This is a genomic window from Methylobacterium sp. Leaf118, from assembly GCF_920984675.1.
Taxonomy (GTDB): domain Bacteria; phylum Pseudomonadota; class Alphaproteobacteria; order Rhizobiales; family Beijerinckiaceae; genus Methylobacterium.
This window is the reverse complement of the sequence record NZ_CAKLBV010000094.1, coordinates 1-12609: the sequence shown is the minus strand read 5'-3', so window position 1 is coordinate 12609 and position 12609 is coordinate 1. Positions and strand designations below refer to the sequence as shown.

11 protein-coding genes and 1 pseudogene are annotated in these 12609 nt (G+C 68.2%); 8 read left to right on the top strand and 4 right to left on the bottom strand.

All coding sequences use genetic code 11. The features are described 5' to 3' along the window. The first annotated feature begins 338 nt into the window (after positions 1-338). Positions 339-2402 (top strand): M23 family metallopeptidase, encoded by a 2064-nt coding sequence (locus LW587_RS22730; protein ID WP_232631859.1) that lies wholly within the window; start codon positions 339-341, stop codon positions 2400-2402. A 124-nt stretch (positions 2403-2526) separates the two neighbouring features. Here LW587_RS22730 and gluQRS read toward each other — a convergent pair whose 3' ends face one another. Together gluQRS and LW587_RS22720 are read right to left on the bottom strand one after the other, a co-directional pair. Continuing rightward, a complete protein-coding gene (gene gluQRS, locus LW587_RS22725; protein ID WP_232631858.1) occupies positions 2527-3402 on the bottom strand; it encodes a tRNA glutamyl-Q(34) synthetase GluQRS in 876 nt (291 codons plus the stop codon). 7 nt (positions 3403-3409) lie between these two features. Continuing rightward, positions 3410-3691, bottom strand: a complete 282-nt coding sequence (locus LW587_RS22720; protein WP_232631857.1) for a hypothetical protein — start codon at positions 3689-3691, stop codon at positions 3410-3412. Between the two features lie 201 nt (positions 3692-3892). Between LW587_RS22720 and LW587_RS22715 the strand changes: the two genes are divergently transcribed. Beyond that, positions 3893-4111, top strand: a complete 219-nt coding sequence (locus LW587_RS22715) for a hypothetical protein (protein ID WP_232631856.1) — start codon at positions 3893-3895, stop codon at positions 4109-4111. Between the two features lie 22 nt (positions 4112-4133). Here LW587_RS22715 and htpG read toward each other — a convergent pair whose 3' ends face one another. Together htpG and LW587_RS22705 are read right to left on the bottom strand one after the other, a co-directional pair. Beyond that, the gene (gene htpG / locus LW587_RS22710; RefSeq protein ID WP_232631855.1) at positions 4134-5999 is read right to left on the bottom strand and encodes a molecular chaperone HtpG; all 1866 of its coding nucleotides are present in this window, start codon (positions 5997-5999) and stop codon (positions 4134-4136) included. A 291-nt stretch (positions 6000-6290) separates the two neighbouring features. Continuing rightward, positions 6291-6590, bottom strand: a complete 300-nt coding sequence (locus LW587_RS22705) for a hypothetical protein (protein ID WP_442919190.1) — start codon at positions 6588-6590, stop codon at positions 6291-6293. A 199-nt stretch (positions 6591-6789) separates the two neighbouring features. On the opposite strand from LW587_RS22705, the gene LW587_RS22700 reads away from it, so the two are divergent. From LW587_RS22700 to LW587_RS22675, 6 genes and pseudogenes are all read left to right on the top strand, one after another. After that, on the top strand, positions 6790-8385 hold the full coding sequence (locus tag LW587_RS22700) for a gamma-glutamyltransferase family protein (RefSeq protein WP_232631853.1): 1596 nt from the start codon (positions 6790-6792) through the stop codon (positions 8383-8385). A 464-nt stretch (positions 8386-8849) separates the two neighbouring features. Then, positions 8850-9176 carry a hypothetical protein gene (locus LW587_RS22695; RefSeq protein ID WP_232631852.1) on the top strand — a complete coding sequence of 109 codons (327 nt, stop codon included), beginning with the start codon at positions 8850-8852 and terminating at the stop codon, positions 9174-9176. Positions 9177-9231: 55 nt separating this feature from the next. Then, positions 9232-9843: a hypothetical protein gene (locus LW587_RS22690; protein ID WP_232631851.1), complete on the top strand. Its 612-nt coding sequence runs from the start codon at positions 9232-9234 to the stop codon at positions 9841-9843. Further along, the gene (locus LW587_RS22685) at positions 9836-10909 is read left to right on the top strand and encodes an XRE family transcriptional regulator (RefSeq protein ID WP_232631850.1); all 1074 of its coding nucleotides are present in this window, start codon (positions 9836-9838) and stop codon (positions 10907-10909) included. The genes LW587_RS22690 and LW587_RS22685 overlap by 8 nt, the downstream gene beginning before the upstream one ends. Positions 10910-10988: 79 nt before the next feature. Beyond that, positions 10989-11177 (top strand): annotated as a pseudogene (locus LW587_RS22680) (IS1 family transposase); the annotation flags it as partial. Positions 11178-11457: 280 nt separating this feature from the next. Beyond that, positions 11458-12609 (top strand): dihydroxyacetone kinase subunit DhaK (locus LW587_RS22675; RefSeq protein ID WP_232631849.1); only part of this gene is annotated, 1152 nt, incomplete at its 3' end.

Sequence of the window (12609 nt, the reverse complement as noted above, 5' to 3'; positions counted from 1 at the left end):
GCCAAGTGGTGGACCGGGGCGCCCCGTCGGTGAAAATGCTTCTACGGCCCCAACACCCAACCGTCAATCGGAAAATCGAAAAAACCGCGCCGTGCCCGCCACAGGCCGCCCGAACGCTTCAGAAGGCCGGCCCAAAGAAGGGGTGCGGTTGCCCCGCGTCGCTCCGCCCGAGACCTGCGCAGAAGAACCGCCTCAATCTGGACATGCTGCGCCAGGACATCGGCGGCGATCCCCTGCCTCTGGCGAGCGCACGCAGTCTTGCGTCGCCCGCGACGGGCGAGTCTGGTAGATCAGCAGGCCCATCACCTCGGTCCCAGGCGCCGATGCAGAGGAAGCCCGTGACACGCGAGCGACTGAAGATCGGGGGAACAGCGGGCCAGGCGCCCCAGCGGCGCTCCAGCCTGCCGCGGGGCGTCGAGCCGCCGCTCGACCTGCTCGGCGCCGGCGCGCGCCCGATCGATCGACGCGACGTGAACCTGCGCTGGCTCTGCGCCAGCGCATTGACCGGCATCACCGGAGCCCTGCTGATCGGCGCGGCGATCCACGTCTCGCTCCAGGGCGATGTCTCCCTCGCGGCGGTCTCGGACCGCCCGAGCCTGATCGCGCGTCCGCAGCCCTCCGAGGAGGCGGGCGTCGCCCTCGCCCACAAGGGCGACCGGCTGGTGCGCAACCTGATGATCGCCTCGGCCAAGCAGAGCTTCCGCACGCCGGTCACGGTGCGGCTCGGCGATCGCGAGATCATCAAGGTCAAGCCGTTCGTCCGGATCGCCTCGACGCTCTCGATGCAGACCGGCGTGTTCGCCACCGAGATTCCCCGCTTCGATCCGATGAAGTTCGTCTCGGACGAGCCGCAGGAGCGCGCGCCCGATCCCGGCACCGCCGAGGCGCCGGGCGCCGAGGTCACGGTGGTCAAGCGCGATCTCGCCGACCTCGCCGTCGACCCCTCCGCCCCGGCCCTCTCCGACGAGGACGTCACTGCCCAGGTCGAGGAGGAGCGCCGCCTCGCCGCGGAGGCCGGACGGCGCACGGCGCTGCCGCTGGCGCCGCAGATCATGCTGTCGCGCACCCTGCAGCAGGGCTCCGCCTTTCCGGGCTTCGAGGAGAAGAAGCCCGGCGGGGAGGCCAACCCGTTCAAGTCGATCGAGGTGCTCGTCGTCCCCGAGAACGTGACCAAGCTCGCCAAGGTCGAGCTGCGCCCGGGCGAGGCGCCGCTCGTCGAGGAGCGCGACCTCGCGCTCAAGCGCGGCGACACCCTCGAGGCGATGCTGAAGGCCACGGGGCACGCCTCGGACGCGGCCCTCGCCGGCATCGTCGCGGCGCTCGGCGGCAAGGCGAAGGTGGCGGCCCTGTCGGAGGGCCAGCAGTTCCGCGTCCAGATCGCGCCGGGCGGCAAGCCCGGCGACGGACGCCAGGTCACCCGCGTGGTGCTCTACGGTGAGAGCGGCGTGCAGGCCATCGCGGCGGTGAACGACCGAGGCGGCTTCGTGGCGGTGGCGCCGCCGGTGGACGAGACCAAGGGCCGGGCCCAGCCGAGCCAGGCGGAGGCCCAGGACGGGGAGGACGAGGAGGACGAGGGCACCGGCCCGCGGCTCTACCAGAGCCTCTACGAGACCGCCGCCCGCCACGACGTGCCGCGCCCGACGATCGAGGATATCGTCCGGGTGTTCAGCTACGACCTCGACTTCCAGCGCCGGATCTCGGCGGGCGACAGCCTCGATTTGTTCTACACCTTCGACGACGAGGCCGGCCCCGCCGCCGCCGACCGGCCCGAACTGCTCTACGCCGCGTTCAACCTCGGCGGCGAATGGCGCAAGGTCTACCGCTTCCAGTCTCCCGACGACGGCTCGATCGACTTCCTCGACGACCAGGGCCGCTCCTTGAAGAAGTTCCTGATCCGCAAGCCTATCGCCGACGGCGTGATGCGCTCGGGCTTCGGCTATCGGCGCCACCCGATCCTCGGCTACGCCAAGCTCCATACCGGCGTCGACTGGTCGAACCCGATCGGCACGCCGATCGTGGCCGCGGGCAACGGCACGGTCATCAAGGCGGAGTGGGATTCGGGCTATGGGCGCCGGGTCGAGGTGCAGCACATCAACGGCTACGTCACGACCTACAACCACATGTCCCGCTTCGCCCGCGGCATTTCGGCAGGCGCGCGGGTGCGCCAGGGGCAGGTGATCGGCTATGTCGGCTCGACCGGCCTCTCGACCGGCGCGCACCTGCATTACGAGGTCATCATCAACGGCCACTTCGTCGATCCGATGAAGATCCGCGTGCCGCGCGGGCGCGAGCTCGACGGGCGGCTGCTCGCCGAGTTCAAGCGCCAGCGCGACCAGATCGAGGCGACGATGCAGAAGTCCAAGAGCGCCACCGCCCTGGCGCAGCGCGACGCGATGCGCTGAAATTTCGGGCTCCCAAAGGGCGAGCCCTTGGGCGGGATGTCGGGGCGGCGCCCCGACATCGGCTTTGACGACCCGGGCTCCGCCCTGGACCCGCGAAAGGACCTGTCCTTTCGAAACCTCGATCTCAGGCGAAGCCGAGCCGGGCGCGGACCGCCTCCGGGCTGACACCGCGGGCGCGCAGATCGGCAAGCGATTCCGAGCCCTTCGACTTGGCGAGCTTCTGGCCGGTCTCGTCGCGGATGAGGGCGTGGTGGTGATAGGCCGGGCTCGGCAGCCCGAGCAGCCGCTGCAGCAGCACGTGCAGGTCGGTGGCGGCTTCCAGATCCTGCCCGCGCACCACGTCGCTGACCCCTTGCGCGGCGTCGTCCCAGACCACGGAGAGATGGTAGCTCGTCGGCACGTCGCGGCGGGCGATCACCGCGTCGCCCCAGCGGGCCGGATCGGCGGCGATCGTGCCCGCATCGCGTCCGTCCGGCGCGAAGCGGCGGATCGGGAGGGGGCCAGCGGCCTCGGCCAGCGCCGCCGCCATGTCGAGGCGCCAACTCTGCGGCTCGCCCCGGGCGATGCGCGCGCGGGCCAGATCGGGCGGCACGGCGCGGCAGGTGCCGGGATAGAGCGGGGCGCCGTCGGGATCGCGGGGCGCCGGCTCGCCCCGCGCCGCGCCTGCGGCGACCGCAGCCGCGACCTGGCCGCGGGAGCAGAAGCAGGGATAGAGCAGCCCTCGCCCCGCCAGCCCGTCCCGTGCGCGCGCGTAGTCCGGAACGTGCTTGGACTGGTGCCGCACCTCCGGCTCGAACCGGAGGCCGAGCCAGGCGAGGTCGGCGTGGATGCCGGCGATGAAATCCGGCCGGGAGCGGCCCGGATCGATGTCCTCGATGCGCAGCAGCAGCCGGCCGCCGAGACCCGCGGCGATCCGGGCGTTGAGGAGAGCGGAATAAGCGTGACCGAGATGCAGCCGGCCATTGGGGCTCGGCGCGAAGCGCAGCGCCGGGCGAGTCACGGTTCGATCACGGCGCCCCGGCGCGCCGCTGGCAGGCGACGGGCCCCGGGGAGCAGGCGATGCCGGGCAGCGAGCAGGCGACCCCGTCCTCCCTGCGCTGGCAGATCTGGCAGCCATCGCCCCATTCGGCGCAGGCCGGGTCCTCGGCGGGGGCGAGCGCGGCGTGCTTCGGCGCGGAGGGCAGGAGCACGCCGGCCAGAACGGTCGCGAGGATGAGGTTGAACAGGGCCCAGACGATCCGCTTGTCGCGGCGGGTGGTCTGCGGATCGGTGGGCGCGTCGACGGACATGATCCGGTGTTCGCGCGGAAGCGGCGGGACTGTCAACGCCGTCGCGCCGCCGATTTTGTTGCACTGCAACAACACGTCCCGGCCAGGGCCCGTCCGGCCCGGGGAGCGGGAACCTTCGGCACGCCGATTGCGATGTGCCTTCTCGTGGAATGAAGAAACGGTCCCGGAGGCAATGCTCGCGACGTCACGGAGCCTCACCGCATGCTCTACGGCCTCTACTTCATGACCTGCATGGTCGCGAACCCCACGCATTGCGTGATGCGGGTCCACCGCTTCAACGAAGACATCGTCACGCCGCAGCAATGCCTCGCGGTCGCCCAGCCGCAGATGGCGGCGTGGCAGAACGCCCACGGCGATCGCTGGCGGGTGGCGCGCTTCCGCTGCGGCGCGCCGCCGAGGGACGACGGGACGCGGATCTGAGCCCGCGCCCCGCAGGGCGTCGTCAGGCCGAGGGCGCGGCCGTCCCGGCCAGGGCGGCGGCCACCGCGCGGGCGAAAGCGACCGCGTCGCGCGGCGTGTCGCCATCCTGAATGCGGGCGAGGTCGAGCAGGGTGCCGGCCTCTCCCTTCAGGTCTTCGCCGGCCTCGGCCCGGGCGTCGAGGGCCCGGATCAGCGGATGGCGCGGGTTGATCTCGAGGATCGGCGCGCCGCCGAAGCCGCGGCCGGCCCGGCGCAGCAGGCGTTGCATCTGCAGGTCCGGGCCGGTGCCGGAGGCGGCGAGCACCACGGCGCTGTCGACGAGGCGGTCGGTCGTGCGCACGTCCGCCACGTCCTCGCCGAGGGCCAGCTTGAGCGCCGCCACCAGCCGGTCGGCCTGCGGCGCCTCGCTGGTCTCCCCCTCGGGCTTGAACTTCGACAGGTCGGCCGCGCCCTGCGTCACCGAGCGCAGGGGCTTGTCGTCGAACTTGCCCAGCTGCTCCGGCCAGAACGCATCGACATGGTCGGACAGCAGCAGCACCTCGACGCCGCGGGCGCGGAAGCCTTCGAGCTGGGCGGAGTTCTTGGAGACCTCCACGTCGTCGGCGACGAGGTAATAGATCGCCTCCTGGTCCGGCTTCATCCGTGCCACGTATTCGGGCAGCGAGGTCCAGCCGTCCTGGGTCGAGGAGCGGAAGCGCAGCAGCGGCGCGATCTCGGCGCGGCGCTCGTAATCCTCGTAGATGCCTTCCTTGAGCACGGGCCCGAAATTCTCGAAGAAAGCCAGGTACTCGTCCGCCTTCTCGGCGTTCTTCGAGCGGCTCGACAGCTCGTTGACGACGCGCGTCGTCACGGCGCGGCGGATCTTCTGCAGCGCCGGCGTCGATTGCAGCATCTCGCGCGAGACGTTGAGCGGCAGGTCGTCGGTATCGACGACGCCCTGGACGAAGCGCAGCCAGTTCGGCAGCAGCTCGGCCTCGTCGGTGATGAACATGCGCCGCACATGCAGCCGCACCTTGGAGCGGCGGTCGTCCTCCACCGCCATGAACGGCTTCATGCTCGGCACGAACAGGAGGCCGGTGAATTCGAGCGCTCCCTCCGCCCGCCAGTGCAGGGTCGCCCAGGGCTCGTCGAAGCCGTGGCTGACGGTGCGGTAGAACTCCTTGTACTGCTCGTCCGTGATCTCGGATTTGGGTTTGCGCCAGAGCGCGGTTCCGCGGTTGGCGGCTTCCTCCTTGCCCTCCGCATCGCGGATCGCGATCGGCACGGCGATGTTGTCGGCCCATTTGCGCACGACATGATCGAGCCGGTAGCTCTCGAGATACTCGTCCGCATCCTCTTTCAGATGCAGCACGATCTCGGTGCCGGCCGCGTCGCGGCGCGCGGGCTCGAGGGTGTAGCTGCCCTTGCCGTCGGAGGCCCAGGTCCAGGCCTCGTCGGTGCCGGCCCGGCGCGAGGTGACGGTGACGCGGTCGGCCACCATGAAGGCGGAGTAGAAGCCGACGCCGAACTGGCCGATCAGACTCGGGCGGGACTCCTCGCCCTCCCCCGCGGTCGCCGCGCCGAGCGACTGCGAGAAGGCGCGGGTGCCGGAGCGGGCGATGGTGCCGAGATTCTGGGCGAGGTCGTCCTTGCCCATGCCGATGCCGGCATCCGTGATGGTCAGGGTGCGCGCCGCCTTGTCGGGGGCGATCAGCACCTTCGCGTCGGCGGGCAGCGCCAGCGCCTCGTTGGTCAGCGCCTCGAAGCGGCGCCGGTCGGTCGCGTCGGCGGCGTTGGCCACCAGCTCGCGCAGAAAGATCTCGCGGTCGGAATAGAGGGCATGGACGACGAGGTCCAACAGGCGCCCAACCTCGGCACCGAATTCGTGCCGCTCCACCGTCTCGCTCACGCCGCCATCTCCCCGGTTGGAGTGCCGCGCGCGGGACGCCGGTCCACCGGCCGTCCTGGCCCGGGGCCGGGACGGCACCGCGGGCGTCCACGCGAGGGACACTCGAAAAAGCGGGGGCGATATGCCCACGAGGCGCCGGCAATTCAATCGCCGCGCGCCCGGTGGCAGCGGAAAGTTCGCCGTCTCATACCAAATCCGGTTGATCCCTTCGGGATGGCGGATTTGGGCTTCGCTCAAACGCCGCGCGGGCTTGCCTGATCCGGGCTCCGCTTTGATCAAGCGGAGCCCGGATCAGGCGGCGAGGGCGGCGGGAAGCGTGGGGGCGTCGAGGCGCTGATGCACCGTGTCGAAGGCGCTGCGGACCACGGCGACCGCATCCTCGACGGCGACGAGGGCGGCGAGCCGCACGTCGCCCGGCATCTCGCCGACCCGGCGCGTGGCCGCGACGATGGTGTGCTCGAGCTTCATCAATTCATCTTCGGCCGCGCCGCCGGTAAGATCAGCGATACGCTGAAATGCGGCTTCGAGGGCATGACGCAAGACAAGTGTTCTCACGCGCTCCTGAAGAAGCGCCCGCTCATTGTTCTTCATGTCGGTAAAGGCCCGCCGATTCGCCACGATCATCATGGCACTGACTGGGTGCCCGCGCAGTCCCTTTTGCGCCACATCGCGAGAATCCTGCGGGCGCTCCGGAACCCTTTGGAAGCTTCGAGCGAGCGAGTTGCCCCGCGCGCCGCCGCGTGGTCCTGATCCTGCCTTCCTCGCCCGTCCGCCGCACGCCGAGTCCCCCATGCCCGACACCCCCGTCTTCGCCCACGCGGCCGTCGCCGCCCCCCACGCGCTCGCGGCCTCCGCGGGGCAAACCGTCCTGGCCCAGGGCGGCAATGCCCTCGAGGCGATGATCGCGATGGCGGCGGCGATCGCCGTGGTCTACCCGCATATGAACGGCATCGGCGGCGACGGATTCTGGCTGATCCGCGAGCGCAACGGCCGGGTGCGCGGCATCGAGGCCTGCGGGCCGGCCGGGACCCTGGCCACCCGGCAGCGCTATCGCGAGAAGGAGCTGGAGGCGATTCCCGCCCGCGGCCCCGACGCGGCGGTGACGGTGGCCGGCACCGTCGGCGGCTGGGGGCTCGCCCTCGCCATGGCCCGGGCCTTCGGCGGGCGGCTGCCCCTCGATGCCCTGCTGGCCGACGCGATCCGCCACGCCCGCGAGGGCTGCCCGATCTCGGCCTCGGAGGCGCGCTACCTGCCCAAGGAAAGCGACACGCTCCACGACGCGCCGAATTTTTCCGCGACCTACCTGACCGAGGGCAAGCCCTACGCAGCGGGCGCGGTCCGGCGCCAGACGAAGCTCGCCGACACGCTGGCGCAGCTCGCCCATGCCGGGCTCGCCGATTTCTACCGGGGCGACGTCGCCCGCGAGATCGCCGCCGATCTGGAGCGCCTCGGCGCGCCCGTCACCCGGGCCGACCTCCAGGCCTACGCGGCGCGCGAGCGGGCGCCGCTCTCGCTGCGGCGGCGCGACGCGACGCTCTACAACTTCCCCCCGCCCACCCAGGGGATCGCGGCGCTCATCCTCCTCGGCATCCTCGAGCGGCTGAACGTGCGGCAGGCGGAGAGCCCCGCGCATTATCACGCGCTGATCGAGGCGACGAAGCGGGCCTTCGCGATCCGCGACCGGTTCGTGACCGATTTCGACCGCCTCGCGGGCGATCCCTCCGCCTTCCTCGACCCGCGCCGGCTCGACCGGGAGGCGGCGCTGATCGATATGGGGCGCGCGGCCCAGATCCCGGTGCGCTCCGGCGAAGGCGACACGGTGTGGATGGGGGCGATCGACGGCGACGGCATGGCGGTGTCCTTCATCCAGTCGGTCTACTGGGAATTCGGCTCGGGCTGCGTGCTGCCGGGGACCGGCATCTGCTGGCAGAACCGCGGCATGTCGTTCTCGCTCGATCCGAACGCCGTGAACCCGCTCGAGCCGGGCCGGCGCCCGTTCCACACCCTGATCCCGGCGCTGGCCGCCTTCGACGACGGCCGGGTGATGTCCTACGGCTCCATGGGCGGGGACGGGCAACCGCAATTCCAGGCCCAGATCTTCTCGCGCTACGCCGATTACGGGATGTCGGTGGCCGACGCCGTCGACGCGCCGCGCCTGCTCTACGGCCGGACCTGGGGGGCGGAATCCCTCTCGGTGAAGGTCGAGGACCGCTTCGATCCCGCCTGCATCACCGCGCTCCGACGCCTGGGCCACGACATCGAGGAACTCGGGGGCGCCTATATCGATTCGCTGGGCCATGCCGGCATGCTGGTGCGCCATCCCCGCGGCGGCCGCATCGAGGCGACGCACGACCCCCGCTCCGACGGCGGCGCGGCCGGTCTCTGACGTCTCGGGGGGGGGATTTCGGAAGGCGCGCGCCCGACGCCCGGCCGGTAGTGTCTCAGTTTGAAATCTGAGCCCGGCTGGGCCCGCTCGGCGTTCCCTTCCCGTACCGGCGCGATCCGATCTCCGCTGGCGTATGCTTGGCGCCAAGCGGGAGGAGCTTATGGCGCGCGTTAAGCTCCCCGTGGATGCGACGATTGCGTCGGTCCAAGGGACCCTCAAGAAGCTCGAGGCGTAAATCTGCGGCGTCCTAGCAAAGTTGCACGCATGTCATCGTGCACATGGAAGTGCCGCCGTCCGCCTCGGTGTCTCTGGCCGTGGCATCGCTCCCTACTATCGTATTGCTTGCGAAGCGCAGCGCGGTTCCCCTAATGGAAACCATAAATTTTTGGCGCGCGTTACAACAATCACGAACCTCTATGAGCACAACCTCATCGGATATGAATGATCACTAGGGTGCATATTCCATGACAATTGAGGGCATCGGGCAGCTGCACGCTCTGCTTCCATCTAAACATGGAAGGAAGCTTAGCATTCCCACCGTCCCCAAAGTCCAGGAGCGCCCCGCCGATGCCATTGGCAACGCCGTAAAGGTGATGCGGATCACGATGGAGGAAGAGCCGGAGGATTACGGCCCGGCAAAGCCCGACAAGAGCGAGGACGCGGCTGAGAAGGGGCGGAAGGGTGCCGCCGTGCGCTCGACTGCCATGACGCCGGAGCGGCTGGCCGAGATTGCGCAGATGGCAGCGAGTAAGCGGCGGGCGCAGGAATATTTCTCGAATATTTTTTGTTGATTTGGACAGGACGGGGCGCTAGCCTTGTCACCATGTTGGTGGGAGCTAGAAGCCATTGCCCGTCCGCACCCTCGAACAGGCGCAGTCCGATTTAGCCCTGCACCTCAAGCCGCTCTCGGACCTGATGGATCAGGCCCATGCAGAGTTTCAGCGCGAGTGCCGGGGCATCGCCCACAAGCTTGACGCGCGCTCGCGCGCTTCGGTCTACCGAGACCTGATCGTCCGCAATTTGCGGGAGTACTGCGACGACGCCAAAGGTGCGACGACGCACCGGAAGGGCCAGCTGATGCTGGTCGGCATCAACAACAAGTGGCTGTTGCGAGTGAAGCGTCTGCGGAAGGGCTTCACAGTCGCCGTGAGCCCGACTGATGCATCGAGAGAGTTCGATGCGAACCATGTCCCGGACGCCGCTGCCGACCTGTTTCCCGACGCTCCGGCCGCGACCTGCATCTACTTCGGCTGGAGCGTGCCTGAGAACGCACCGCAAACCATCACGAAGTTCTTGGTTTGCAATGATGCCAACCGTCAGGTCCTTTGGTCGTTGCCTCTCGACAGCGACACGCCGCCCACGGTCCTGGAAACCCTGCCGCTGGCACCTGTCGGCCCGGCCGTACCTCCAAGCCGCATTCGCGTCAAAGCCGCACGCAAGCAAGCTGAAAATGAATAAGCAGTTCAACGGTCAACTCTTGATGCTGGCCCGTCAAGTTCGACGCACAAGCCAAGTCGAGCTGGTAGGGTCTCTTGGTGGCTCCATCACCCAAGGAACCTTGTCTAAGATTGAGCATGGCCACATACAACCACAAGAGGAACTTGTTGATCAGCTTGCTCATGCCCTGAAAATGAGGCCAAGCTTCTTTTATGACCCGATTTACGTTCGGCAGCCGATGGCAAGCTACCATCGCAAACGACAAAAACTTTCATCACGGGATGAAGATGCCATTCATGCCTTAGCTGAAGTATTTAGGATTAATTTAAGGAAGTGCTTAGATTCCATAGACTTGGAGCCATCGCTTCCGCCGGTGCCGGCGATCGATACGGATGAGTATGATGGCGATGTAGAGGGCATTGCCGCGGCGATCAGGCAGCGATGGCTCTTGCCGCGCGGGCCCGTCGCGGACGTAAGTTCACTGCTAGAGTCTGCCGGTGTTCTGGTTATCTCCTTCGATTTTGGCAGTTCGCTGATCGATGGATTTTGTCAGCATGGATGCGATGGTCTGCCGCCATTTGTATTCATCAATAACCAACAACCTAAGGATCGCCTTAGGTTTAGTTTAGCTCATGAGCTTGGCCATCTTGTTATGCACCGTACTCCGAACCCTAGGCAGGAGATTGAAGCAAACAGATTTGCATCAGAATTTCTAGTCCCCACCAAAGATATCAAGCATGATTTAGACGATCTTTCGCTAGAAAGATTTATGGACCTTAAGAGATATTGGGGCGTCTCTATGCAGGCATTAATTTACAAGACTTGGCAGATTGGCAAGATGTCAGATCGCATGTATAAATATTATAATATTGAGATGTCAAAGAGAGGATATAGAAAAAATGAGCCAATTGAAGCTTCTTTCTTGAGAGAAGAGCCAACAATGGTGCGCGATATCATGTCGGCACATGTCGGCGAGCTTGGTTATTCGATTGATGAAATCGCTGAGCTGTTTGGGCTGTTGGTGGAGGATGTTGTCGCGCTTTATCCCATTGCTCGGCCACGCCCGAAGCTTCGGCTCGTGAGATGAATCTGTTGCCTGACGCCAAGCATTAAAGTTCAGGGACTTGGGGTATCAACAAGCTACCTCTCGCGAAGCACATCCAAATACGGATGGGCACAAGGCGTATTTCGAAGCAACCGAAGGCGTCTCCGGTGCCGATGTAGACTACGCCATGCTGGTGAAGATATACCGCGCCTCGCTGACAGGAGCAAAAGGTCGCTACAGCCCGGCCGAATGCACAGGGATTGAGAAGACCACCATCGAAGGTCGTCCCGACAAGGATCACGTCTCCACGTGAAGGGCGCTGCCATCACTAAAGACGAAGACAATCTATTATGAGACCATAAAGTTGCAAAGTCGATGCCCCGTAGGAAGCGACTCCCACGATATGACAGCTCGTCATCGAGCTACCGGCATTGCGCTGGACCCGGATGACTAAGCCCTTCTACGGCATCGAATTTCAAACTGAAACACTACCGCCCGGCCAAAGGGAGGATCCCTTTGGAATTCCGGTGCCGCGCGATAGCCTCCGCGGCCCGCCCGCCCGCCCGCAGGCGGGCGGCGGGAGGACGGGCATGGCCCACTTCATCGACGACCGCGCCGGCCTCGTCGGCGACGCCCTCGACGGGCTCGTCGCGGCGAGCGGGGGCGCGCTGGCGCGGCTCGGCGGCGATCCCGAGATCCGCGTCGTCCTCCGCGCCGAGCCCGACCGGAACGCGGTCGCGGTCGTCTCCGGCGGCGGCGCGGGGCACGAGCCGGCCCATGCGGGATTCGTCGGGCCCGGGATGCTCGCGGCGGCGGTCTGCGGCGACGTGTCCGCCTCGCCCTCGGTCGAGGCGGTGCTCGCCGGCATCCTTTCGGTGACGGGCGAGGCCGGCTGCCTGCTGGTGGTGAAAAATTACGCAGGCGATCGCCTGAATTTCGGCCTCGCCGCCGAGCGCGCCCGCGCCGCCGGGCTGCGGGTCGAGACCGTGCTCGTCGCCGACGACATCGCCCTTCCCGACGCGGCACAGCCCCGGGGCCTCGCCGGCACGCTGTTCGTGCACAAGATCGCGGGCCATGCCGCCGCCGCGGGCGCCCCGCTGGAGACGGTCGCGGCGCTTGCCCGCCGCGCGGCCGGGGCGGTGCAGTCCCTCGGCATCGCGGTCTCGACGGCGACGATCCCCGGCCAGCGGCCCGCGCCGCGGCTCGCCGAGGGGGAAGCGGAACTCGGCCTCGGCATCCACGGCGAGCCGGGCATCGAGCGCATCGCCCTGCCCGGCGCCCGCGCCCTCGCCGGGTTGATGACGGCGCGCTTCCACGGCCCCGTCGCCGGGGCGGAGCGGCTCGCGCTCCTCGTCAACAACCTCGGCGGCACCACCGCGCTGGAGATGCAGGGGCTCACCAGGGCCGTGCTCGCGACCGATCTCGGACGGCGGGTGCGCCTCGTGCTCGGCCCAGCGCGGGCCATGACGGCCCTCGACATGCACGGCGCCTCGCTCTCCGTGCTGGCGCTCGACGACGCCTTCGAGGCCGCCCTCCTTGCCGAGACCCCGGTGGCGGCCTGGCCGCGGGCGCACCGGGTCGGGGCGGCGATCGTCCGGCCGCTGCCCGAGGGCCTGACCCGCGCCCCCCCGCCCGCGCCCTCGCGCGATCCCGCCGTCGCGGCCGGGATCGCGGCGGTCTGCCGGGCCCTGATCGCCGCGGAGGCGAGCTTGAACGCCCTCGACGCGCGGGTCGGCGACGGC

Excerpts from the sequence above, each read along its gene's own strand:
- LW587_RS22700 (WP_232631853.1), top strand. The coding sequence starts at position 6,790 with ATGCCCGACACCCCCGTCTTCGCCCACGCGGCCGTCGCCGCCCCCCAC.
- LW587_RS22715 (WP_232631856.1), top strand. The coding sequence starts at position 3,893 with ATGCTCTACGGCCTCTACTTCATGACCTGCATGGTCGCGAACCCCACG.
- LW587_RS22695 (WP_232631852.1), top strand. The coding sequence starts at position 8,850 with ATGACAATTGAGGGCATCGGGCAGCTGCACGCTCTGCTTCCATCTAAA.
- LW587_RS22685 (WP_232631850.1), top strand. The coding sequence starts at position 9,836 with ATGAATAAGCAGTTCAACGGTCAACTCTTGATGCTGGCCCGTCAAGTT.
- LW587_RS22720 (WP_232631857.1), bottom strand. The coding sequence starts at position 3,691 with ATGTCCGTCGACGCGCCCACCGATCCGCAGACCACCCGCCGCGACAAG.
- LW587_RS22705 (WP_442919190.1), bottom strand. The coding sequence starts at position 6,590 with ATGAAGAACAATGAGCGGGCGCTTCTTCAGGAGCGCGTGAGAACACTT.